Annotated in this window: 23 protein-coding genes; 15 read left to right on the forward strand and 8 right to left on the reverse strand. The window is 42.3% G+C overall.

Going from position 1 to position 25,094, the window contains the following annotated elements; genetic code table 11:
- Positions 1–209: 209 nt before the first annotated feature.
- From NQ117_RS16805 to NQ117_RS16815, 3 genes are all read left to right on the forward strand, one after another.
- Complete coding sequence (locus NQ117_RS16805; protein WP_258279182.1) at positions 210–494, forward strand: hypothetical protein; 285 nt, start codon at positions 210–212, stop codon at positions 492–494.
- A 209-nt stretch (positions 495–703) separates the two neighbouring features.
- Positions 704–1,543: a GAF domain-containing protein gene (locus tag NQ117_RS16810; RefSeq protein ID WP_258279183.1), complete on the forward strand. Its 840-nt coding sequence runs from the start codon at positions 704–706 to the stop codon at positions 1,541–1,543.
- A 188-nt stretch (positions 1,544–1,731) separates the two neighbouring features.
- Entirely contained in the window at positions 1,732–2,943 is a 1,212-nt protein-coding gene (locus tag NQ117_RS16815) for an MFS transporter (protein WP_258279184.1), read from the forward strand.
- A gap of 132 nt (positions 2,944–3,075) precedes the next feature.
- Here NQ117_RS16815 and NQ117_RS16820 read toward each other — a convergent pair whose 3' ends face one another.
- Positions 3,076–3,420 carry an LSm family protein gene (locus NQ117_RS16820; RefSeq protein ID WP_258279185.1) on the reverse strand — a complete coding sequence of 115 codons (345 nt, stop codon included), beginning with the start codon at positions 3,418–3,420 and terminating at the stop codon, positions 3,076–3,078.
- A 136-nt stretch (positions 3,421–3,556) separates the two neighbouring features.
- Between NQ117_RS16820 and NQ117_RS16825 the strand changes: the two genes are divergently transcribed.
- Positions 3,557–4,528 (forward strand): phosphotransferase enzyme family protein, encoded by a 972-nt coding sequence (locus NQ117_RS16825; RefSeq protein ID WP_258279186.1) that lies wholly within the window; start codon positions 3,557–3,559, stop codon positions 4,526–4,528.
- 77 nt (positions 4,529–4,605) lie between these two features.
- The gene (locus NQ117_RS16830; protein ID WP_258279187.1) at positions 4,606–5,511 is read left to right on the forward strand and encodes a BsuPI-related putative proteinase inhibitor; all 906 of its coding nucleotides are present in this window, start codon (positions 4,606–4,608) and stop codon (positions 5,509–5,511) included.
- Positions 5,512–5,819: 308 nt separating this feature from the next.
- Here NQ117_RS16830 and NQ117_RS16835 read toward each other — a convergent pair whose 3' ends face one another.
- The gene (locus tag NQ117_RS16835; protein ID WP_258279188.1) at positions 5,820–6,272 is read right to left on the reverse strand and encodes a hypothetical protein; all 453 of its coding nucleotides are present in this window, start codon (positions 6,270–6,272) and stop codon (positions 5,820–5,822) included.
- A gap of 25 nt (positions 6,273–6,297) precedes the next feature.
- Positions 6,298–7,626, reverse strand: a complete 1,329-nt coding sequence (locus NQ117_RS16840; protein ID WP_258279189.1) for a S1 family peptidase — start codon at positions 7,624–7,626, stop codon at positions 6,298–6,300.
- 874 nt (positions 7,627–8,500) lie between these two features.
- On the opposite strand from NQ117_RS16840, the gene NQ117_RS16845 reads away from it, so the two are divergent.
- The 7 genes from NQ117_RS16845 (at position 8,501) to NQ117_RS16875 (ending at position 19,218) form a co-directional block, all read left to right on the forward strand.
- Complete coding sequence (locus NQ117_RS16845) at positions 8,501–9,739, forward strand: sugar ABC transporter substrate-binding protein (protein ID WP_258279190.1); 1,239 nt, start codon at positions 8,501–8,503, stop codon at positions 9,737–9,739.
- A 118-nt stretch (positions 9,740–9,857) separates the two neighbouring features.
- A complete protein-coding gene (locus tag NQ117_RS16850) occupies positions 9,858–10,757 on the forward strand; it encodes a carbohydrate ABC transporter permease (RefSeq protein ID WP_258279191.1) in 900 nt (299 codons plus the stop codon).
- A 45-nt stretch (positions 10,758–10,802) separates the two neighbouring features.
- The gene (locus NQ117_RS16855; protein ID WP_258279192.1) at positions 10,803–11,621 is read left to right on the forward strand and encodes a carbohydrate ABC transporter permease; all 819 of its coding nucleotides are present in this window, start codon (positions 10,803–10,805) and stop codon (positions 11,619–11,621) included.
- Between the two features lie 134 nt (positions 11,622–11,755).
- Positions 11,756–12,751, forward strand: coding sequence for a LacI family DNA-binding transcriptional regulator (locus NQ117_RS16860; RefSeq protein ID WP_258279193.1), 996 nt, complete (start codon positions 11,756–11,758; stop codon positions 12,749–12,751).
- Positions 12,752–12,781: 30 nt separating this feature from the next.
- Positions 12,782–13,543 carry an alpha/beta hydrolase gene (locus NQ117_RS16865; protein ID WP_258279194.1) on the forward strand — a complete coding sequence of 254 codons (762 nt, stop codon included), beginning with the start codon at positions 12,782–12,784 and terminating at the stop codon, positions 13,541–13,543.
- A gap of 94 nt (positions 13,544–13,637) precedes the next feature.
- A complete protein-coding gene (locus NQ117_RS16870; RefSeq protein ID WP_258279195.1) occupies positions 13,638–15,809 on the forward strand; it encodes a glycoside hydrolase family 3 N-terminal domain-containing protein in 2,172 nt (723 codons plus the stop codon).
- A gap of 34 nt (positions 15,810–15,843) precedes the next feature.
- Positions 15,844–19,218 carry a GH36-type glycosyl hydrolase domain-containing protein gene (locus NQ117_RS16875; RefSeq protein ID WP_258279196.1) on the forward strand — a complete coding sequence of 1,125 codons (3,375 nt, stop codon included), beginning with the start codon at positions 15,844–15,846 and terminating at the stop codon, positions 19,216–19,218.
- 98 nt (positions 19,219–19,316) lie between these two features.
- Here the strand turns inward: NQ117_RS16875 and NQ117_RS16880 are convergent, their stop codons facing one another.
- From NQ117_RS16880 to NQ117_RS16900, 5 genes are all read right to left on the reverse strand, one after another.
- Positions 19,317–19,655 (reverse strand): L,D-transpeptidase, encoded by a 339-nt coding sequence (locus tag NQ117_RS16880; protein WP_258279197.1) that lies wholly within the window; start codon positions 19,653–19,655, stop codon positions 19,317–19,319.
- Between the two features lie 372 nt (positions 19,656–20,027).
- On the reverse strand, positions 20,028–20,435 hold the full coding sequence (locus NQ117_RS16885; RefSeq protein WP_258279198.1) for a VOC family protein: 408 nt from the start codon (positions 20,433–20,435) through the stop codon (positions 20,028–20,030).
- Between the two features lie 83 nt (positions 20,436–20,518).
- Positions 20,519–21,004 carry an SRPBCC family protein gene (locus NQ117_RS16890; protein WP_258279199.1) on the reverse strand — a complete coding sequence of 162 codons (486 nt, stop codon included), beginning with the start codon at positions 21,002–21,004 and terminating at the stop codon, positions 20,519–20,521.
- A gap of 66 nt (positions 21,005–21,070) precedes the next feature.
- Complete coding sequence (locus NQ117_RS16895; RefSeq protein WP_258279200.1) at positions 21,071–21,433, reverse strand: VOC family protein; 363 nt, start codon at positions 21,431–21,433, stop codon at positions 21,071–21,073.
- A 64-nt stretch (positions 21,434–21,497) separates the two neighbouring features.
- On the reverse strand, positions 21,498–22,343 hold the full coding sequence (locus NQ117_RS16900; RefSeq protein WP_258279201.1) for a helix-turn-helix domain-containing protein: 846 nt from the start codon (positions 22,341–22,343) through the stop codon (positions 21,498–21,500).
- A gap of 428 nt (positions 22,344–22,771) precedes the next feature.
- Here NQ117_RS16900 and NQ117_RS16905 point away from each other — a divergent pair, with 428 nt between their 5' ends.
- From NQ117_RS16905 to NQ117_RS16915, 3 genes are all read left to right on the forward strand, one after another.
- Positions 22,772–23,119, forward strand: a complete 348-nt coding sequence (locus tag NQ117_RS16905) for a hypothetical protein (RefSeq protein ID WP_258279202.1) — start codon at positions 22,772–22,774, stop codon at positions 23,117–23,119.
- Between the two features lie 329 nt (positions 23,120–23,448).
- Positions 23,449–24,429: a hypothetical protein gene (locus NQ117_RS16910; protein ID WP_258279203.1), complete on the forward strand. Its 981-nt coding sequence runs from the start codon at positions 23,449–23,451 to the stop codon at positions 24,427–24,429.
- 49 nt (positions 24,430–24,478) lie between these two features.
- On the forward strand, positions 24,479–25,000 hold the full coding sequence (locus tag NQ117_RS16915) for a GNAT family N-acetyltransferase (protein WP_258279204.1): 522 nt from the start codon (positions 24,479–24,481) through the stop codon (positions 24,998–25,000).
- The last annotated feature ends 94 nt before the right edge of the window (positions 25,001–25,094 follow it).

Raw genomic sequence — 25,094 nt, forward strand, 5'->3', positions numbered from 1 at the left:
TTCAATTGTCTATTCAATATCTTTAGTAATGGTGAAAAGTAAATAAACGTCCAACCAAGTTGTAAGCGTTGCCAGAGCATGTCCGATTACGAACATGTACGATTTGGCTTCTTATTATTTGAATGGACGAATTCGTATGCATCATGAATGGACAAAAGGCTGGGATTAAGAGAAAACCATAATTATATGGATGCCGGGAGGTAATGATGATGAAACGAAAAATGTTATGGTTGTTTGTCATTATGTTTATAGCTGCTGGAGGATTTTTTCAGTATTTTATGTGGACGGATCAATTGCACGCAGCTGCTCAGCAAACAGCTGAAGTTGCACAAGCGGCACAGCTGCAAGCTGGCTTTCATACTCCAGATTTCTCATGGCAGGATGGAACAACGGTTACCCTTGGAAGAAAAATTCAATTTTTGATGTATTCAGTTGGTTATGTATTTGCTTGTGGAATTTTGTTGGTGATGATGCGGAGAATGCCTCGTTCTTAATTGGTATATGCTCATAGAGCTTAATACTTTGATTTGTATAATATCCAATTCATATTGCATCGAAGCTTATTCCGACAGCATCTTGCAGTAAGTTGGATGTAATTTAACAATTATTCCTTATTTTTTTCTTCAAGAATGCATGTTCGCTTCACTTGCTGCATATGCATGTACCATTACATGGTCGAGCGTTCGAGCAAGGAGGGGTGAGGATGGAAGCGGTTATCAAAGTAGTTTTGGATAAATTGCCGCCTTGGGGATATCATTTATTTGCTGTCGTATTGGCAGTGGGATTGTTGTTTTATTTTGTCCGCACGATGTACATTAATAAGAAATTTAGTGAAATGATTACGGATGTATTGAAGCGTGATGAACGACTGCAAGGCTATCAGGAGAAGATGGATCAAGTTCAAACGGATAAACTGAACAGTGAGCAGGCTGCACAGCAGACGATATCCGCTTTGCGTAATATGAAGCCTTTTCTTGAGACGTTAAACGACCTGCGTTCCACGCAGGATGCTTATAACGTACTGACAGACACAGCGTTCTTAATGCAAAGGATGCTCGACATGATTGCTATCGACATGAAACGCCAGCCCGGAGGACATCATCGATGCGGCATATGGCTGTATGCGGATCAGAAGTTGACACTTCGCTTCGCCTCAGCTGGTTTCCCGAAGCATTATGTCGGTGAACGGCAGCTGCATGTTGATCGTTCAGTTGCAGGGCGCACCTATCGCAAACAGTCCATTATCCAATGCGCTGATGTAACGAGGGACGAAGATTGGGAGCGCAATACGGATTCCAAGAGTCCATACCAAACCTTGCTTTGCCTTCCGCTTGGTTCCTATGGTGTTATGACCGTGGATGGGATAGAACCGTTCAGTGAAGCTAGTCGATTAATTGGCGAGCTTTATGCAGAGATTGCTACAGGTGTTCTGGCTGAACATGTGCAGGCTTATCAACGCTGGTCAGATCAGATGAATCGTAGCATTCATGATGGAATGTCCTTGTCGGAAGATGAAGTGGTAGGTCAGAACTTAGGTATATGACTTTATGTCTCATCCATATCTTTATTTATTCATAATACCGTCTTTTCAAGCAGGTCTTGGTGTTGAGCCACGGGCCTGCTTTTATGTATGTTTTGATAGCGAACAGTTGTTTGTTTAGGGGACTGCTGGTATGATAGGAACATTAAAAAATGAGGAAAATTATACATATGAAATGAGGTGGATAGAGAATGTGGAGAAATCGCAATGTATGGATTGTACTGGCAGGGGAATTTATTGCGAGCTTAGGCTTGTGGATGTCGATTATCGCGAACTTGGAATTTATGCAGGCGCATGTCCCATCTGATTTTATGAAGTCCTTGATTCTGTTTACGGGCTTATTGGCAGGTGTTATGGTCGGCCCTTTAGCGGGGAGAGTTATCGATGCGAATAAGAAAAAGACGATACTTATCTATTCCGGTATTGGACGATTAATAAGTGTATGCTTTATGTTTCTTGCACTTGCTTTTGATTCAGTAGCATGGATGGTGATGTTCGCTGTGTTTTTACAAATCTCAGCTGCATTTACTTTGCCTGCTCTACAAGCGTTAATACCGCAAATTGTCGCTGAGAAAGACCTCATTACTTTAAATGGGGTGAATATGAATGCTTCTACCATAGCGCGAATATTAGGTACTGCGTTGGCAGGAAGCTTGTTAATGGTCGTTGACTTGTATACGTTATACATGGCCTCATTTGTCGCTTATGTGCTGTTGTTACTATCTACGATGATGCTACGTGTAGACGAAGCGAAGAAAGAAGACAACAACAAGCGTCATGGATCGAAAGGCAGCTTTAAAGAAGTGATTCCTATGCTGAAAAATATGCCTGTAGCAACGATGGCGCTTATTATTTCTATTGTTCCATTGCTATTCATTGGTGCATTCAACCTTATGGTCATCAATATTAGTGAAATGCATCAAAGTTCTCAGATTAAAGGTGCGTTATATGCGGTGGAAGGGATTTGCTTTATCGTAGCAGCTTTTCTTGTACGGCATATTTCAGGCAACGGTAATTTGCTTAATCGGTTATATTTGTTCTCTGTGATGATAGCCATATCTCAATTCATGTTGTTATTTGCAGACTATGCCTGGGTTGCGCTGGCTTCCTTCGGATTGTTTGGCTTTGCGGCAGGTTGTTATTTCCCGCTGCTCTCTACTTATTTTCAGACGACGATTCCTAAAGAATATCATGGTCGCTTCTTCTCATTCCGCAGCATGATTGATCGGGTCATGTTTCAAGTCGTGCTCCTGACGGTAGGATTGCTGCTGGATACGATTGGGCTGCAGTATATGGCTGGTATCTTTGGCGCACTATCCCTCGCATTGATTCTAGTATCCATGCTGCGCTTTACGCCGGAGAAGCAAGTAAAGACAGCTACATCTACGGAACAAGCGCAATAAAGAGCACGAGAAGAGTGCTTGAAACAAGCTCATAAAGTCAGTTAGAATGATTAAAAATGCCGCATCTAGCTGCACGCTAACTAAGCGTGGCGATGCGGCATTTTTATTGATAAGGATTGTCACTATATGTCCCTATAGGAGCAATGTAATGACAAGCAGTTCATACAGCACGAGAGGTAAAATAACGTTGCGATAATTTCTGTGCTCATGTGATGCAGCATATCCTTCAGCACCAGATTGGGCAGCTTGAGCAACTGCTGTAGGCATCATTACTTCTAGTAATAGAAAACTTCCATCGACTCCAACGATTGTACCTTCATACATATTGCCATTATCAAGAGTTATCCGAACGGTCCTATGAAGATGAGGTTGAAGTACCTCTTGCATCGAGTCACGATAGGTTTTCCATTTCCCTAATACATTTGGATCGCCCTGATATAAAATGCCGGGCTTGGGTTGTTGGCAGGAGCATGGCATGTTGGCATTACCTCCATCTAACGATACATTTCTTATTATTGTATGTATGCGCCCAGGTAACGGTTCCTCTTTACATGTACTTATATTCCTGATTAAATGAATGGAAAGAGATGTAAAAGAGATGAGGGGATGCTGCATGAATGATGCAGTAACTAGCGTAAAGTTACATGATGTTGTAGCAGTAGCGGCAATGTTATACGGTGTAGCACCAAGCGCGATGATTGAAATTGGCGGTTTTGAAAGCTATGTCTATGAATATACGAAGGAAAATCAGGCCTACATCCTTAAAATTATTAACCGCGAGCGTCGTACCAAATTGATGCTGCTGGCAGAAGTAGAATATATAAATTATTTAGCTGAGAACGGAATATCTGTATCTCGTTGTATTCCGACGATAGATGGGCAGTATGTATATAAGGTAGCTCAATTTTACTTCGTTAGTTATGAAAAGGCTAAGGGTGGTAAAGTGTCAGAGGAGGATTGGGCGCCTGCCTTATTTGTGCAATTAGGAGACATTGTAGGTCGAATGCATCGGCTTGCAGAGGTGTATACACCTTCAGACCCATCATATGTTCGTAACCAATGGCATGAGGAGCCGCGTTTACATAATTTTTCGAAATTGTTACAGGGCGAGCCGGCTATTATGAAATACGGGCAAGAGGTGCTCGAACAATTGCATGCTTTTCCGGTGACACCTAATAACTACGGGCTTATCCATTATGACTGTCATCGCGGGAACTATTTTGTTGCGGATGGACAAATTACTTTATTCGATTTTGATGATATGCAGTATAACTGGTATGTTAACGACGCAGCTGTCATTTTATATTATGTGATAAAAGGCAATCACGTCGGTCCGAGTAGTGAGGCCATTCGGGAGTTCGTCACCTGCTTCTTAGAAGGGTATACACGGCATCGTATGTTTGAGCGTGAAGAGCTAGAACGGATACCAACCTTTTTGAAGCTCCGTCAGTTCCTATTGTACATTGCGATTAGTGAAAAGAAAGCAGAAGGGCAGCTCACAGAAAGAATGCAGACTAGGCTCGATCGTATTCGGGGTGAGATTGAACGCGATGAAGACATAATAGATATAAATCTTCTTTTTTGAATCAGATAAGCAACTGTCTGCAACAATATAAGTTGGAGGGTCGTCTATGAACATAAAGATGCGAAAGGAGCAAGGCTATGAAGAAAAAGATAGCTATCGTTATGTTGGTTGTATTCGGCGTACTTGGATCGTCTGCTTATGCCGCTCCGCTTATGCCTGAGTTTAAGATGCCTGTACGCCTAATCCATGATCGGTTTGAAGATAATCTGACACGCGCTGAGCTGGCGACTGTGCTTACTCGTTTATTTGAACTTCGTTCAACGACGACATCTTCGTCCTTCGAAGATACGACAGCACATTGGGCAGTCAACAATGGGGCTATACCTGCTGTGGTAGAAGCGAAGTTGATGAGTGGAGTGTCGAATAATCATTTTAAACCGAATGATAAGGTTACATTGGAACAATTGCTGGTTGCTTTGATGAAAGGTTTTAAGATTCCCCTAGATGACAAGGTTACGTTAGAAACGGGATCGAAGGAACTATTGGATAGCTCCGCGTGGGCCGCTCCGTATGTATTTACGGCATTGAATAAAGGTATATTGACGGATGCGACATCGTTCCGTACGGAAGTTAAGCGCAAAGATGTTACTAAACTGGTGAGAATCTTGGCAAATACAGGTACCGACCAACGTGCAGCTGGCGTATTGACGACAGATGTCCAGATTAGTACCGATGCAGCGACAGGAAAGACCAATTTCCTATTTACCGTACGCAATACGGGATCGGAGACGTTGTTGTTGGAGTATAATACATCGCAACGATTTGACTTGATTATTAGGGATGAAACTGGAGGTACTGTTGAGCATTTATCCGCAGACCAAATGTTTATGCAAGTGCTTGGTGAAAGCTCACTTCGTCCTAATGAGACGATGACTTATGATCATCAAGCAAAGCTGGAGCGGGGCAAATCGTATACAGTAGAATTTTGGACTACGGCTCAAGAGAATAACGTCCGTATTATTAAGCGATTTACGGTGGAGTGATGTAGTCGAGCAGGTTGAAAAGATGATTTTTATATAGAACAGTTGATGCTTTCCCCTTGTGCTAGCGAGTGAAAAAGAGTTCATGTAATGATGAGTGAACCTGTTTACATGACGGGAAGTTTAGCTGAAAATACGCTGGTTTAGATAGATGAAGGAACTTAATAAAAAGCAGCTAAACTCCGTATAGTAAAAAAAGTGGCGATGTCTCCCGAGTAGACTATATGGGAGCTGTCGCCACTTTTAACTTTTCTTTGGTTGTGCTCGTTCTTTATTAAGTGTTTAATTTTATTGAGTGCTCTTTTCTAGCGCTAATCTAATGAAATAGATAGAGGAATGTTGTATTCTTTATCTTCTACTGAAAAGTTGGCCCATACGCGTAATACGCTGTTATTCTTTATATCACGGAATGTGATATCTTTATCGTGTTGATATACATCGTTTGGCTGCAGGGTTTTATAATAGCCAACGCTCTCCCAGTTCAATAAGGGCTTATTTTCAGTGGTTTCTATTATCGTATATATAAGAGGGTTGGCATGGTGAATGGTGACAGTATTATTTCCTATATACTTCAATTGTCTCTGTACTTCAATTGCGTTGTTATCTATTTTTCTAATCGTTACTTCAATTCGAAAATCGTCTAAAGTAATAGAATCAGTCATCGTGTCGCTGATTTCCATTTCGGAAAGAACTTGATCAACTTTTACACAGTTTGTCGTAAATAACAATGTACAGATAGATAAAAGGAGTAGTACATATTTCATAAGATTTCTCCTACTTATGCAAGATTTAATAAGCAATATGTTCCGTCAAAATTTGATCCATACCAAGATCGGCAAAAATTCTATTTACATGGCTATAATACGTACCAATTGGATTGCCTTGCGAATCACGTAGAAGTCCATTGTGTACGCCATGGAATCTACGCTTCTCAATCGGGTCACTAGGACCTCGAGCATAATAGGGACCTCCACTATCTCCGCCAACAGAAGATGTAATATTAGTTGTTCTTAGGTTTGTAAATTTTACTCCGAGTTGATTATATGCTGAATAATTTTTGCTCTCTAATGTTCCACATTGTGGATAGGTTTTGGAGTATCCAGCCATGCAAAGATAGGTTCCCACCACATCCTTATGCTCGATAGCTGTTATATCCACATCACTTGGTGTACCATCCAAAGTGTTGTATATTTTATGCGATGCATGAGCTGAATTAATTTCAATGGCTGCCATATCAGACTGTCCTCCATAATTTCGATATGAAATCTTTCCGATTATAACACCGCCCTGAGTCCAAGTGCTGTTTACTTCACCACAATGAGCAGCCGTTATATAATAATACTTATATGAAGAATTAGATTGTTGTTTTCGTGCAGTCACGGAGCCTGTGCAATAACCTCCTAGTTGAATTGCTAGCCCGCCCTTTAAAGGTCTGGAGTATGATGTCCTACTATTAGGGTTCATTAGAATAGGTTCTTTACGTATCTCAATGTTTCGGGGTGAAAGATTCAATATGGCCTGGGAGACATCAGCATTATTTTCTGAAACCCCAACAATTACCTTATTTGATTTCACGGAAATATCTGTGTAATTTATGGGGTGTCTATCCATTAAGAGGTTAATTTCATTTTGTAACTTAATTAATTGATTTTCATTTAGAGTTGTGTTGAAAAATTTAATCCGTTCTTTGTTACTACTGGCGAATAAGTTTTTTATAGTTTCTATGTTTTGTGTTTGTTTGTCAAGATTAACCAAACCTATTTTGAGAGTACCGTTGTCTTGATGGTCCAGATACAAACCAGAGAATATAGAACTCAATCCTAGTTCAGCTAAGTTATTTTGAAAATCTGAAGCTTCAGCAATCAGCTCAGCACGAACATTCATTTCGGCTAGTTCTTCAATAGTTAGTGGTATACCAAAGTTATTCTCAGTTACTTGAAAGTTGGCATTTATTCTGCTTACTTCATTAACGTCTGTATTTAACCCTAATTTTTTTCGAATCTCCAGGCTATGATTGAGCTGCTCATTTTCATAAGCGGATGTACTAGGTGATTGTATCGCAATCAGAGTCAACAAAGCAATGAGGCTTAAAATCATATTTTTAATTTTTAGTTTCATTTAATAACCTCCAATTAGTTTCATAGAGCAATAAGATTAATTTTCATTTTAATCATAAATTTTACATAAAAACACCGCTATTCATAATTTGTAAATAATTTCTTATGCGTGATATTATATCATTCTCTCGCTCTTCTTTGTCAAGATCGGTTTGGTGAAAGAATCAATTTCTCTATGCATTAGCCCAAGAAGATTAGGCTACTCCTTTTTACGTAGTTGCTCCGACACCACGTTTTTTGTTGAAACCGCAGCATTTTTTATTGTTTCATCTTGATTCACGGGGCTTGGTTTAAGGCATTGCATCCAACGATAATGGGGCTCTCGGAATATTTTATGGTAATAGGTTGAGTGATAAGAGTTTTATGAACCGAGAGATTCACGTACCGTTCTGTATGAACCTGAAGGTGTAACTGCTTCGGTCAACTCGACTGAGATGACGGGGCAACACGCCCCACTTACTTTATTACATATATTCATAGGGTGGTAACTAAGGATGCAGTGTATATGTTGAACATGGCCTGGCTAATGCCAGGTCTTTTATTTTACGGTGTTTAACCGCTCGCAAATGTGAGTAATAAAAAAGTAGTTGAAAACGCTAACATGCAAGATTATAATATGATCATCGAAACGTTTCGAATCATGGTTAAGTTATTTTATTAGTGAAGTGTCCTTTGCTCGTAAACAGCTGTTTACTTGTAGAGCAGGTTGTTTGCATAATTAATAAGGATGGTTTGAAGTATTTAGTATTATCATAATCAGGTATTTTTGCACGAAAAGTGGTCGTATTTTCGACAATTATCGAAACGTTTCGAATTTATAAGTATTCATCATTACGGGTTGAAGAGCACGTACATTAAAGACGAGGTGAATGGAAATGAAGAGAAAATCGTTATTATTAGCTTTGACGGTATTACTCATGTTTTCGGTAGCTTTAGTTGGTTGTTCAGGTGGGTCTAAAGAAACAGCAGATGGAGAAAAGGTGTTAAAAGTTTGGGCAATGGGTGGAGAGGGACAGAAACTGCCTGAGTTGGTAAAGCAGTATGAGCAGCAAAATCCAGGCGTCAAAATCGATGTGCAAGCGATCCCTTGGGGGAACGCTCATGACAAGTTGATGACGGCAGTAGCTTCAAAAAGCGGTCCTGATGTAATCCAAATGGGCACATCTTGGATACCGGAATTCGCGAATGCAGGCGCATTGCTTGATTTGACTTCTTACATGGAGAAATATCCGAACTTAAAAGAAGAGAACTATTTCGATGGAGCCGTTCAAACGATGAAACATGACGGTAAAGTCGTAGGCATTCCATGGTATGTAGAGACGCGTGTGCTCTATTATCGCACAGACTTGCTAGCAGAGGCGGGTTATCCAGAAGGTCCGAAAACATGGGATGATCTGAAGGAAGCTTCGAAGAAGCTGACAGCACGAGGAGAAGGGAAATACGGTATTACCATCGATGGACGCGACCAAATCACGACCGCCTTGTTCGGTTGGCAGAACGGCAGTGAGTTAATTAATGACAAGCGCGAGCCATTATTTAATCAGCCAGAGTATGTGGAGTCCATCGAATATTTGAAGAGCTTCTGGGATGAAGGTTTGGTGCCGCAAGGTCTAGATTTGGATCTTACTGTAGCGTTCAAAGATGGAACGATCCCTATGTTCATTAGTGGTCCTTGGATGATTGGTACTGTAAAGGAAAAGGCGCCAGAGATTGATGGAAAATGGGCAACAATAGTGTTGCCTGCGAAGAAAACGAATACTTCTTCCATCGGTGGATCGAATCTTTCCGTATTCAGTCATACGAAAATGGCGGATGAAGCAGTGAAGTTCATTTCCTACATGTCTGAGAAAGAGACACAGCTGAAATGGTATGAGATGGCCAACACGCTTCCATCTGTAAAAGAAGCTTGGAACGATGATAAGTTGCAAGAGCCGCTTGTCGCTGCATTCGGCAAACAGTTGGAAAATTCCCGTCCTGCTCCATTCATTAAAGAATGGGAAACGATTGCTCAATCGATTATCGCTAGTTTCGAGCAGATTACAGTCGGTGATGCTGATGTGAAGACTGAGCTAGATGCTTTGAATGAGAAGGCAAAAGAAATCTTAAGCAAGTAAAGCTTTACTTTCATAGTTAGCTGATTGCTAGATCAAAACTAGCAATCATGTTGTATGTTCGATGCGGCTTGCTCCGACGTGGGCAGGCTGCAGCTATAATCCGAGGGGGTGAAAGACGATGCAGCATATTTGGAAGCAGTGGACCAAATACAGAGTCCCATACTTATTTATTGCACCTACGCTTCTGTTGCTAATCGTATTCTCAATCATTCCAATCCTTATTGCATTGGTCATTAGCTTTACAGACATCGATCTAGCTGGGCTTGCTGACTACTCCAACATTAGTGCAGTGGGCTTCGATAATTTTGTACAGTTGTTTAAAGACCCGGTATTTTTGAAATCGATCTATAACACAGCTTTCTACGTCGTCGTCGGGGTTCCGCTCGTTATCATTCTTTCTATGAGTGCTGCCCTGCTGCTTAATTACGGAACAGGACGGCTGTTTAAGACATTCCGAGTTATCTATTATATGCCTTCAATCACGAACATTGTAGCCGTCGCTGTCGTATGGGGCTATTTGTACAACAGTCAGTACGGATTATTTAATCATATGTTGTCTTGGTTTGATATTCCCGCACAGAAATGGCTTCAGGACCCGGTTTTGGCGAAATTGTCATTAATTTTAATGGCACTGTGGAAGTCGATGGGCGTTAATATGATCATTTTCTTAGCTGCCCTTCAAGGAATTCCACGTACGTATTATGAGGCTGCTGAAATCGATGGCGCGAGCAAACGGCAAAGGCTGTTTTACATTACTGTTCCGCTGCTTGGCTTTGCTACTTTCTTTGTCACGATCACGACGCTAATCGGTTGGATACAATTTTTCGAGGAACCGCTCGTAATGACAAAAGGTGGACCATTGAATGAAACGATGTCCATGGCGCTCTTTATTTACAATAACGGATTCCAGCTCAGTAATTTCGGTTATGCTGCTGCAGGTTCCTTTGTTCTCTTCCTATTTATTATTGCAGCGACCATCATTCAGTTCATTGTAAGGAAAAAAGATGTGGAGTATTAATAAGCAGCTTTCTGAACCGTATGGAATGGGAAGGAGGAATATAGGATGACCGCTAGACGACTTGAAAAGGTATTTATGACAACACTTCTCGTTGTGGGAGGCGTTATTATGATGATTCCGTTCATTTGGATGATCGGTTCATCTTTCAAGCCAGCTAATGAATTTACAGCTGTACCGCCAACGATTTTTCCTGATCAGCCGACGCTTGATAATTATAAACGATTGTTTTTGGAGATGGACTTTCTCGTTTATTTCCAAAACACGATGACGATTGTATTTTGGTCCTTTATTGGATTGTTGCTTAACGCGATGGCTGGCTATGCGTTTGCCAAGTTTGATTTTCCTGGACGTAACAAAATGTTTTACTTGGTGTTGGCGACGATGATGATTCCAGGCCAAGTTACGATGATTCCAGTGTATTTGATCGTCAATGCGATGGGACTAACAAATACGATGACGGGAATCGTGCTGCCAGGGCTCGTTGGAGCATTCGGTATTTTCTTATTCCGTCAGTTTATGACGACGATACCGATGGATTTGCTAGAGGCTGCACGTCTTGATGGAGCAGGGGAAATTAAAATATTTTTCCGACTTATCCTGCCAATCGCGAAGCCGGTGTTTGCGGTTCAAGGCATACTTACTTTTATCGGTGCATGGAATAGCTTCCTCTGGCCGCTCATTATGGCAAACGATGATTCTCTCTACACCTTATCAGTAGGATTGTCTTTGTTAAAAGGGGAGCATGGTACTGACTTCGGCCTGCAAATGGCAGGGGCTGCGTTCATGGTTGTGCCGATAATTATTATTTTCTCATTTTTCCAAAAACATATTATTGAAGGTTACACGATCTCTGGGATGAAGTAATATAGACTGTAAAGAGTTGGTTTGGTGGAAATTGACAAACTTACAAACCTATGAACACACGAACTTACGGTCATACCCATTTACTGATTTTGATGATGCATATTTATGCTTGAGGAAAGAAAGGACGACGTTTAATGGCAACGATTAAGGATGTGGCAAAGCTGGCGGGGGTCGCGCTTTCAACGGCGTCATACGCGCTTAATGGAGACAGCAAGGTGAGCGCAAAGACGAGAACGAAGGTGTTGGAAGCTGCTAGTCAATTAAACTACCGCAAAAACGGCTTCGCCATGGATTTGAAAAGGAGCCGTACGAAGACGATCGCCCTTATTTTGACCGATTTGTCTGGACCGTACTATTCCGAACTGATCCAGAGCATTCAAGATGTCGCGCTTGCGCGAGGCTATGACTTGATTGCATGCAGCTCTATGGGCGGTCGAGATTCTACTGCTGTAAAGTTTTTACGCGAGAATAGGGCTGATGGAGCTATTGTGCTTGCGTACAACATTAGCAATGACACGTTGAAAGAATGTGCAAGTGAACGTTTTCCGATTGTCATTATGGATCGGGAAATATCCAGTAATTACTTGATCAATGTGCTAGTGGATAGTGAGCTAGGAGGTTACACAGCTACTCGCTATTTAATTGAGAAGGGTCATAAGACGATTGCTTATATTAGCGGCCCTACCAGTTCCTACGACAATCAACGCCGTTATGAAGGTTATCTTCGGGCTTTGCAGGAAGCGGGTCTTGAAGAGAAGACTAAATGGCGGTTGAGCGGTAACTTTGTACGTGAAGGTGGCTACCGTGCCACGAAGATGATGATTATGCAAGGGGAACTGCCTTCGGCTGTTTTTTACGGCAATGACGAAATGGCGATCGGTGGATTGAAAGCATTTGAAGAAAGTTCGATTGTCGTTCCTGATGATATTTCCGTAATTGGCTACGATGATATTCAGCTTGCTGAATATGTGAATCCATCGCTCACGACAATCCGCCAGCCGAAGCGTGAAGCTGGATCATTGGCAGGTCATCTATTGTTCCAGATGATGGATGGGGATGAAGTAAATCCTGCCTACAAGTTAGGAATTGAGCTCATGGAGCGTAAGTCGGTAATTGCTGCAAAAAACTAAGGTCATTAACGTGGGCAGGAGACGGTCGCTTTGGCGAATATTCAGTGTCGGTTTTATGCGGAGACATTAGCAATATCCACGAGTATCCAGGTTGTCTTGCCTCAGCATTCTTTCTTGCGTGCGAGTCGTGATGGCAAGCTACCTGTACTGTTTTTGCTGCATGGACTTGGGGCAGATCATACGGAATGGGGACGCCATTCATCTGTAGAAAGGCTGGCAGAGGAAACAGGGGTCGCCCTCGTTATGCCTAGTGTTGGCCGCAGTTACTATACCGATATGAAGAAAGGCTCTCCTTACTTCACTTATGTGAGCGAGGAGCTTCCAGTTGTGGCACGTTCTTTATTTCCTTTGTCTGAACGTAGGGAAGATAATTTCGTAGCTGGCATATCGATGGGAGGCTATGGAGCATTCAAGTTGGGGTTAAGCTTCCCCGAGCGGTATGCGGCAGCTGCTAGTTTATCTGGTGGATTGGATATTGTCAGTCGGGTCAATGGCCCGAATAGCTTTTTGCCTTATGAAGTAGAATGTATTTTTGGAAATACTGAGGAGTTAAAGGGAAGCGAGAATGATTTATTTGCGCTAGCTTCTGAGCTCGCTGCTAGTCAAGAGCAACAGCCTCATTTGTACCAGTGCTGCGGCACGGAAGATTTTTTACACAAAGATAATCTTTCTTTTTATGATCATGCTATAGATGTTGGACTGGATATCACGTATGAAGAAGAGCCTGGTGAACATGAATGGGGCTATTGGGATCGAAAAATAAAGCGAGTATTGGATTGGCTTCCTCTATGAGGGTACGAGGTTTATTTCGTATGTCTGTTTGGTGAAACGTTTCGATAAAGTGCAGCATGCTCAGTAAGGCATGGATGAACGGGAGGAAACAGTGATGGTTAATCAACAGCGAATGGTAGATTTACTGAAGCAAATGACGTTAGAAGAAAAGATTGCGCAGCTGCTCCAGTTAGCGGCTCCTTTCTATGATGGAAATGATAGTGACGGCGTTATTACGGGGCCGATGAAAGAGTTGGGTATTACCGAGGAGACGGTGCGTCAAGCTGGTTCTGCCTTAGGGCTAGCTGGTGCGGACAAGATTAAGCATATTCAGCAAGAACATTTGAAGAATAATCGGCTTGGCATCCCGCTCCTCTTTATGGCGGACATTATACATGGCTTCAAGACGATATTTCCTATCCCGCTTGCTATCGGCTGCTCATGGGATTTGACCTTGGCTGAGAGAAGTGCGGAAGTTGCAGCTAAAGAAGCAGCTGTGTCGGGTGTCCATGTGACGTTTGCACCGATGGTTGATCTAGTCCGTGATCCTCGCTGGGGACGAGTAATGGAATCTACAGGTGAAGATCCGTACTTGAACAGTATGTTCGCACGTGCATTTGTCCGAGGGTTTCAGGGAGACGACCTCACGAATGACTTGCATCGTGTAGCTGCATGTGTGAAGCACTTTGCAGCGTATGGTCTTGCTGAAGGCGGAAGAGATTACAACACTGTGGATTTGTCAGAACGTCAACTTCGTGAATATTACTTGCCTGCCTATAAAGCTGCCTTAGATGAAGGTTGTGAAATGGTCATGACCTCATTTAATACCGTAGATGGCATTCCAGCTACTGCGAACAGCAAGCTGATGCGTGATTTGCTGCGGGATGAATGGGGCTTTGACGGCGTGTTAATTTCCGACTGGGCTGCTATTAAGGAACTTATCCCTCATGGAGTTGCGGAGAATGAAAAAGAAGCTGCTTACAAATCCATTCATGCTGGCGTTGATATCGAAATGATGACGTCAACATACGTTCATCATTTACCAGAGCTGATCGCTAGCGGCAAAGTGGATGAAGCGCTTGTGGATGAAGCTGTCCTACGTGTTCTTCAGTTGAAGGAAAAGCTTGGTTTGTTCGATAACCCGCTGCGCGGTGCTGATCCTACAATCGAGCGTGAAGTGGTATTTTGTGAGGAGCATCGCAAAGTTTCACGTGAAATGGCCGCTAAATCCTGTGTTCTGTTGAAAAATGAAGGAGATGTGCTTCCGCTGCAACCGAGCAGCCGTATTGCTTTAATTGGACCATTTGCGAAGAACAATGATATTTTGGGCAATTGGTCGTGGACGGGATCGAAGGAAGATGCGGTTCGTCTGGATCAGGCGTTATCTACGAAAATTCCAGATTCAATCGTCGCGATTGCCGAAGGTTCAGGCATAGAGATGATGAGCGAGGAGCAGTACAGCGAAGCGTTATTGGCAGCTGAACAAGCAGATATAATCGTGCTCGCATTAGGAGAAAACTCAGATATGAGCGGTGAAGGCGGTTGTAGAGCCGACATTAAGCTGCCGCAAGCACAGTTGGAGCTAATTGCAAGATTGAAGCTGCTGCATAAGCCGATGGTTGCTGTGCTGTTTAATGGACGCCCGCTTGATTTGCATGGTGTCTATGATCAAGTTGATGCAGTACTTGAAGCATGGTACCCAGGAAGCGAAGGCGGGGCAGCGATTGCGGATATTTTGTATGGCGATGTGAATCCGTCAGGTCGACTAACGATGTCCTTCCCTTATTCCGTAGGACAAGTGCCTGTTTATTATAATCACTTCAATACAGGTCGCCCGCATGATCCGAAGGATGTAGATGCTCGATATGTATCTCGATACTTAGATGTTCCGAATGCACCGTTGTTCCCGTTTGGTTATGGTCTGAGCTATACGACTTTCTCCTATGGGGAGCTTATTCTTTCGGAGGATACAATGACGGAAGAACGTCCACTCCAAGTGGAAGTAACGGTAACGAACATGGGAAAACAGACAGGTGAAGAAGTCGTTCAGTTGTATGTGCGTGATATCTCAGGTGATGTCGTAAGACCGCTTAAGGAGCTTAAAAATTTTGCGAAGATATCGCTTGAGCCAGGAGAAAGTCGCAAGGTGACATTTACGATTACAGAAGAGCAGCTTCGCTATCATCATGCCGATTTGCAGTTTACAAGCGATCCAGGGGAGTTTGCAGTATTTGTAGGATCGAACAGTCGAGATGTGATGGAACGCAGATTCCATTTCGTACGGTAATGTCATAGAGATGATGAGGATTGGGAGTGAGGAGATGACAACGTTGACGAATAACAAAATCCGTCTAGAAGCGGGATCTCTAGCTTTTACTTTCTTAACTAGTGGAGATCTATATCAAGCGACTTATCAGGATGTAATGATCAACCAATGGTTGGCTAACTCGATAGATGGTTCGATGAACAATTTGTATTTACGCGTGTACGAAGCAGATGGCATTCAAGCATATCCGCTCTTAGGTGTACGTTCCTCCAGCCGTGTTTGGACAGAAGGAAACACGATGATGTGGGAAGGAGAATTGCCTAGAGAAGGAGCATTGGTCAGCTATCGTGTCGTACTGACTTTGACGGAACAAGGAATGTGGTTCTGGGATGTATCCGTAGAAGGACATGATGTAGACCTAGATATAGATGTCATTTATGGGCAAGACATCGGTATCGCTGATCCTCGCGCTGTTCGCAGCAATGAAGCATATTTGTCCCATTATATTGATCATGCCGTATTTGAAGATGATAACCGAGGTTATGTGATTTGTTCGCGTCAGAACTTGCCACAAGGCGGACAATTTCCATATATACAGCAAGGATCTTTGACAAAAGCGATAGGCTATTCAACAGATGGTTTTCAATTTTTCGGCTTGTCCTATAAAGAAACGAACGAACCTGAGCGCTTGACGCAGACGACATTAGCGAATGAAATCTATCAATATGAATTTGCTTATGCTGCACTTCAGTCAGAGCGAGTACGCTTAAAGGGAGAGGCTAAGTTCGTATTTTACGGCGTATTCCAAGAGAATCATCCTGAAGCGATTTCAACATTAGAATATAGTGATAAAGTGCAAAAAGCGTGGGATGGTATAGAAAATGCACGGGAGCTTGGCGAAGGTGGAACTTGGCTCGATGCTGTGCGATTGTCGCCGAGTTTTGGTGCTCCGCTGCAAACGGTTCCTTTTACTGAGGAAGAACTAGAGAAGCTGTTCCCACAACGTTATCAGGAGGAACGGGCGGATGGACAGCTTTTGTCCTTCTTCACGGAACAATATGAGCATGTCGTCTTAAAAGAGAAAGAGCTGCGCGTAGAGCGTCCTCATGGTCATATTTTGATGAGCGGCGACAATGCGCATATGAAAGATAATGTGATAACGACGACTTCGTATATGTACGGCATATTTAACTCTCAACTTGTCGTTGGTAATACGAGCTTTAATAAAATGATGACGAATGCTCGCAATGCGCTTAACATACCTAAGACGTCTGGGCAGCGCATTTATGTGGAGTTGGATGGAATCTATCGTTTGCTTGCGATGCCGTCTTTGTTCGAGATGGGCTTCAATTATACGCGTTGGTACTACAAAACAGAAGATGATTTATTGATGATTACAAACTTTACGACTGTGGATTCCCCTGAAGTGAGATTGAATGTTCGTTCGATGAATGGCAGCAGCTATCGTTTCGTTGTGACAAGTCAAATATCGATGAACGTCGATGAATATGAGATGCCTTATCATATGAGCCAGAATGGGAGTACGTTGCTGTTCCACGCAGATGCGTCTTCGCTTAGCGCGGGGGTACATCCGAATTTAGCATACCAAATGCATATTGATGGAGCTCATGTGTCTATATTGGATGAGCGTATGTTGGCTCCAAGAATCAGTAAAGGAAATGCATCCTTATCTGTACTGGAGTTAAGTGCGAGCAGTGATTGGACAATGAGCGTGCAAGGGCTGATCGATGGCGAACAGTTGCCTTTGCGACAGCTCGATATGGCATCTGAAATAGAGCGTTACCGCGAGTTTTTTGATGGTGTGATGAATGGATTCCGTTTATCTCATAAAGATGAGCAAGAAGGCGACTTGTTCAAAGTTAACGCATTGGCCTGGTGGTATACCCATAACATGCTTGTGCATTATTCCATGCCGCATGGCTTGGAGCAGTATGGCGGCGCCGCTTGGGGGACACGTGATGTGTGCCAAGGACCTGTTGAATATTTTATGGCGACTCATAAATATGAGCAGGTTCGTGAAATATTGCTGACTGTGTTCGCGCATCAGTATGAAGATGACGGCAACTGGCCGCAGTGGTTTATGTTTGATAAATATACGAAAATTCAACAAGAAGACAGTCACGGCGATATTATCGTTTGGCCTTTAAAAGTGCTTGGCGACTATTTGGCTGTCACACGCGACTTTAGTATTTTGGAGGAATTGGTGCCGTACACTCGCAAGCACAGCTTTGACTTTACTGAAGAACGTGCGACAGTACTAGCACATGCGCAAAAGGAAATCTCTTATATTCGTAATCATTTTCTACATGATACGTATTTGTCTTCCTACGGTGATGGTGATTGGGATGATACACTGCAGCCTGCGAACGCGCAGTTAAAGCAATATTTGATTAGCAGTTGGACGGTTGCGCTAACGTACCAGACGATTCGTCAATTTTCAAAAGTTATTCGTGAGTATGATCAGGGATTGGGTACTGAGCTGCATGAAATGGCGGAGGGAATCGAGCGCGACTTCAACCGATATATGATGCAGACGGACGTTATTCCGGGGTTCGTCTATATGGAGCAGCCTGATCAGGCGAAGCTTATGCTGCATCCAACGGATAAAGAAACAGGCATTCAGTATCGACTGCTGCCGATGACGCGCAGTATGATTAGTGAATTGCTGCCGCCGGAGCAAGCGGAAGCCCATTACCGCATCATTCGTGAGCAGTTTTACTGCCCAGATGGGGTAAGGCTTATGAACCGACCAGCACAATATGCTGGAGGGGTAAGCACACACTTCAAGCGTGCTGAGCAAGCTGCCAATTTCGGCAGAGAAATTGGTCTTCAATATGTGCATGCTCATATTCGATATGTGGAAGCGATGGCGAAACTAGGCAAGGCGGATGAAGTATGGAGCGGGCTTGCGACGATTAATCCGATTGGCCTTCGTGATGTAGTGAAAAATGCGGAGCTTCGTCAAAGTAATGCGTATTTTAGCAGCTCAGATGGAAAGTTTAATACCCGCTACGAAGCGCAAGAGTGCTTCGACAAGCTTCGTACAGGCGAGGTAGCGGTGAAAGGCGGTTGGAGAATCTACTCCAGCGGGCCAGGGATTTACATGAACCAGCTAATCTCGAATGCGCTTGGCATCCGGCAGGAAAATGGGGATCTTCTTATCGATCCTGTGCTGCCACAGATGCTGGATGGAATGCGTTTTGAGTTCGAATATGCAGGTGTGCCAGTTACATTTATCTATCATATAGCAGGAACGTCAGTTAGTAAGGTTGTTGTGAACGGCGTAGAGGCGGTTGCGACTGTTGTGGATAATCGCTATCGGAGTGGTGGTATTCGTGTGAGTCAGCATGAGTTCAACACGCTTCGGAAGCACGGTGAAGATAGAGCAATTATTGAAATTTATATGTAAAGTAATAGCCCTGGACCCTAGGAATGATAGGACCAGGGCTGTTTTTTATTGTGTGGATGGTGTTGCCTGTATGTTGTCTACATGTTGCCTACAAATAGCTACGGTCGTATGGTAACGCGTGTACCGATCGGTACTAGGGAAGCTAATGCTAACACGTCCTCGTTGTACATACGAATACAGCCGTGGGACACTAAGTGACCAATGGAAGCAGGATCATTTGTGCCATGAATGCCATAATGGGGCTTGGAAAGTCCCATCCAAAAAACGCCGAATGGACCGCCGGGGTTGGGCTGCTTGTTGATGATCGTATACTCTCCTGCGGGAGTCTGCGTTAACATTTTACCGATGCCGACGGGAAATCCTCGAACAACGATATCGCTATCCAATAAATATAAGGCCCGATCCGAAAGATCGACGATAATACGATAATTGGGCATATTGCTCTCCTCCAGTTATTAGAGGTAGGGATTCATTTACTATATGCCCTTTTCTGAAAAGGAGTGAGGCTGCGTTCGTATTGTTGTATTACTTTTTATTGAACTTGAACTACTTATGGCACTACCTTTGCGGCAGTGCTGTTACTCGGAAGCCAAAAAATTCATTCGTAGAAAGGCTACTCGTTTATTTAGTGACAATTATGCAGTTATTTAATTAGAAAGTGTGCCTATTTTATTAATTAACGTCAAAAATACATTTATTTTTGTGATCTCGACCATTTTCAGGCCTAATCGTGAAAGTGAACTGCATATTTGTCCAGAATTAGTGCGAAATGATGTTTTCCCCCTAAAATAGCTGCACTTTTGTCCATACTATCCATTTGTGCAGGACTCATTTGCTAAAATGGCCTTTATTCGCTCATCTTGGTCTGCCTGATTCAAGTATTGAAAGAACCCAAGACGATTCCCCCAAGGATCCGTAAACGTTCCCCATTTCACGGATAGTTCTTCTCTCGTATGGATGTCAAATGGTTCAACTTGTAATTGACTTTCGACCCGCTGGCGTTCTGCTTCTATATCTGTTACCCCTAATCGAATAGGGCCGCTTCCTTTCGCAGGCTCTCCTTTTATTACTTGCAGCCAACATCCGGGGAGAATCTCCCATTCAGCAACATCTTCGTGCGCTGCACATTCGGGTGGTTTACCTAGTAAAGTTTCATACCAGAAGATTCCTCTTTTCATATCTGTCACACGAACTTGGACCGTCATTTCAAAAACCATGCTATCATTCCCTTTCGTTTGGTTATTGATATTGTGTCATGTGCTGTGCTGGACTTAGGTAATTAGTAAATGGAACGCAAACATTAGCTGCAACCTTCACATGATTTTATTTGCGTATCTTCATTTGTAGATTCTAAATAGGATTTCAAACTAGATAGCATATTTGCCCAAGCTCCCTTATGCCACTCGATTGCTTGTTGTGTTTCCATCGAATCAGGGTTATGCCAGCCTGAGTGACTAAGGAGGATATTCGTTCCGTTAGCAACAGGATGTAATACGACTTTCACTTCGGTTAAGTGATCTTCCTGATTCATCACCCCTGCGAAAGGATCGGGTCCTTTCCATTGAAAAGTAAAGGATTGATAAGGTTCAAGGTGTAAAATACAGCATCCTATTGTGCTCATTGAGTTTTTATTGAAAGGGTCAAAATACAGTTCGAATTTGCCGCCAACTGTGGCTTCGATTTCAGCTGCGGGGGAGAACCATTTTACAAGATGACCTGCTTCAAGCCATGCTTGCCAAACTTGATCTTGACCATTTTCAATATGAATCTGTTGGATAATCGTCATAGGTAGACCTCCGAGTGATGATAGATAGTTAATGGTAGATAGTTGCTTTTAGCAGTGAACACTAAATTATTTGCTGAACTCTAGCAATTCGAATGCATTGCCAAATGGATCGAGAAACGCATTATAGTGGCCAGGCGGGCATGGTTGAGGTGTATCGAAGAGCATTTTAATTCCTTTGGCGGACAGCTCTTGCATTTTGTTGAGCAAATTGTCAGTCTCGAATCCAAGCACAACTTGTGCTTCCTGAGAATAGCTTGCAGTTGACTCACATTCGGTTTTGCATAAAACAATTGCGACTCCATCGTTCACCAGACCAATTGTCGCTTCATCGTATTGTTCCGAGATGGTAAAGCCTAGTTTCTCACAGTAAAATTCCTTCGCTAGCTCAATATCGCTTACATAAATAGAAATGACACAAAGTTTGAACATGAAAAATTCCCCTTTAGAGTGGTAGTGACCACATTGTAAAGGAGGATGGAGATGATAAATTCTTCTACTTTGCTCGATTGGAAGAAGTGTGCTCGAAGAGAAGTTGTGGCAAATTGACGATGATCGGTGGGTCGGTCTCCTGGCGCTCGCGCATGGAGAGTGTTAATGTATGTTCGCTATTATCTGAAACATGCACAATTTCCTCGTACATGCCTCGTAAACAATGATCCAGTACGAAATAATCTTTCGGGTTCAAGCTCCATGGTATGGATACCGCCATCGCGTAATAACTGCCGGATGGCACACCAGTAAATGTATAGGAATGTCGTCCACGATTCAATGCGGTTCCAGCAATCGGTCTTTGATTGGGAATCGGCCTTGGGAATAGTCCTACAAAAATAATGCCGCGAAACGATGTAGGTGCTCCGATATGGCATGTTACGGTTCCAGTGGAAAGGGAATGTTCTACAATTTGAGGCTGCTCAAGCTCAACCTCTTGTTCTTTATATTGATTCATATAGGTAAGCAGTGAACGGGCGGACCCGTGAAATCGTTTTGGTGATACGCCTACATGCTCTTTGAATCTTGTGGTAAAGGAACCAGCGCTGCGAAAGCCAATTGAAAGCATCACTTTCGTCATTAGGGAAGGCTCTTTAAGCAGTAGTTCCTTGCCAGATTCCATCCGCAAAGCAGTCAAATAATGACGTGGAGAAATGCCCGTTGCTCGCTTGAATACCCTTGTAAAATGATAGGGGCTGTAGCCGACATGAGCAGCTAACTGTTCGGATGTGATCTCTTCATCAAGATGGTCTTTCATATATTGAATCGCGCGAAGAGCTGCTTTGTGTCCATCTGATTCTATATAAAGATTCGACTCATGGTTCGGCTCATTCTCGATTTGTGAAGACATAACAATCCTCCTATCTATGGCACGGGAATCAACTATATTTTACCACATATAGCCAATCGAAGGTGAATCTCCTCCCTTGGGTTTTCTGGTTTGGTCACTAAATGGAATTTTCACATAGTATGACGATTTCTGAATGTTTGAAAATGAGGCGGGGCTAGATAACACTGACTTCACGCTCCAAAGCTTTCTCCATTCGACTATTAGATGTATAATAATGTAAAAGTTATGCTGTTCAGTAGTTACATACAATTTAGTAGCTTCATAGAATTGGAGGAGTGAACTTAAGATGAATAAGATCAAACCAATCTTCTTGTTCCTTTTATTATTGTTGACAGCCTGCAATGAACAGCAAATTGAGACGGGGCCGATTCAATAACGATTGCTACAAGCAAACGAACATGTTGGTGGAAAAAAAGTAGGGGGCATTTATGGAGTTATCCATTTCTATATTAGTATTGATGTTAGCAGTTATAGGCATTATTTTAGAAAAATATATACTTAAAAATCCATCACCGAAAATTTCTGATACCAATGGAAAAAATATAAACAGATGGGGAAAAGGATGTATCTTATTTTTTTTAATCTACCTTTATTTCTTTGTTCTAGACACGACAGAAGAAGATACAATGAAGTGGTTTTTCTTGATCGTTTTTGTAGTTGGAGCGGTATTTCACATTAGTATGGAATGGTGGTATTTGAAAGGAACAAATCAATTTGTTATATCGATCTTTTTATTAGTGATTGGTTTGATCTATTTTCGCATCGTTATATTTTAAAGGTCATTTATTTCAGTCTGGCCTTCGCAACGATCAACAGTTTGATTTTCATACGTAATGAAATGAAGTGGGGTGAGAATTCTATGGTTCAGAGTATATCTGTAGCGCCGACGCGTATGGGCGGTTACTCGCGCTCAGGTTTCAATAAGCTGGTACCGATAGTTTGTCGGTATCAGCTCTTTTTTTATGGAGTTTGACTTACTAATTAGGAATGCTGCTATTACTTTACTTGTTTTCTAGAAAATAAATAAAGTTTGAAAATGTAAAGCTATTTTGGAAGATAAACGATCTAATAATTGGAAACATCATAGACCAGGAGGGAAATACATATGAAAATAGGAAAATGGTTGTTGGCATTCGTTGTAGCGACAGGGGTGTTACTTACTCCTTATTCCAAGGTAACAGCAGCGCAGGATGGGCCCCTACAAGGTATTGCGTCCAAGAAGAGCGAGGCAAAAAAGCTAGCTGATCTGGATGCGAAAATCGTAGAAGCAGCGAAAAAGAGCTTGCGACAACTGGCAGACAAAGATGTGGAACTAATTGATGCAGTATCTATTTATGATAATAGAATTTTTCTTCGTACCAAGGCAAAAGAAGACAATGGATATGTTGTGGTAGACCAAAAAACAGGAAAAGTATTAACGGCGTCTATTTATGTAAGTAAAGATAAAGCAAATCCTAAACAAGTTGAGTTGGCGATGAACAATTTGAAGGAAATAGACGCTGCACAAACTTTTGAAGTTGAGAAAGTAATGAAAATGATAAGTTATGATGACAAATCTAGCGAGATAGCAACTGCATACCTACAAGGAAAAAACTTCAGCGTAAGGTTTCTTGGTGACAAAGTAGACTTTGCAACGGTAATCTATCCAAAGTCTGAGTGGAATGCTGAAATAAAGAAAAAAGCAGAGCGTGAGTTTAAAGCGGCGATGGGTCGAACAATGGAGATATCTAGTATAGCGAGAAATAAAGATAAGGGTAAGGATGTTTGGTCCGTTCTAGGTAAAAATGGTCAAACAGCTGTAGATATAGGTGCTAAAACAGGTAGAGTATGGAGTGTTACTGATTTTCAAGCAGTTGGTAAAACAGACAAGGTCGCGTTAACAGAGAAGAACGCAGTATCCTATGCGGCAGCCTTCGCGAAAAAAGTATTTAATATTGATCTTAAAGGATATACGGCTAGAAAAGTACCTGATTTTCCGGTATACGAAATGACGAAACAAGGTGCTCCAATGGTCGTGGTTGATTTTAACTCCAATAAAGTAGTTACATCAATGTCAATCAAGCCTGTAAATGGAATTCGTAATTAGGCACTATTGATACTTCGGTAGTCGCTTGTCTTAGGAGAGGAGATAATAAATGATTGAATTACGAAAAATAAGTGGGGATAACATAGATGAAGTAATAGCACTTGAAGTTGGAGAAAACCAGAAAGACTTTATACAAACTACTAACCTCAGAAGTTTTGCAGACGCTCATATGTTGAACGCAGATGGGATACCAGCGATTCCCATTGCCATTTATGCCGATGGAGTTGCGGTCGGATTTTTGATGTATATTTATGATACGTTGGATCATGAATCATTTGAAAATGAAGTTTTTTACGGGAAGAAGAGCTATTTTATATGGCATATTATGATTGAAAAGAGTTATCAGGGGAAAGGATATGGCAAACTTGCCTTTGAAAAAATGTTGATGGATATTGAAAATATGCCATATGGGGAAGCAGAATATGTATCCCTCTTTTATCGAACAAGTAATGTCAAAGCTAAAACATTATACGCTTCATTTGGTTTTGTAGATACAGGCATCGTTCAGGATAATTCGATGTTGGCGATTAAAAATCTAGATGAGAAAATAACAGAATCGATAGTAGAATAGGATCTCTCGGAGAGAAATGTAAGCTATCAACGTCTCGGAAGCAATTGCACGTCTTTTATCCAAGAAAGGCATACGAACTAGAGGTATCGCTAGC

The sequence above is a fragment of the Paenibacillus sp. SC116 genome (assembly GCF_024733555.1).
Classification (GTDB): Bacteria; Bacillota; Bacilli; order Paenibacillales; family Paenibacillaceae; genus Paenibacillus_B.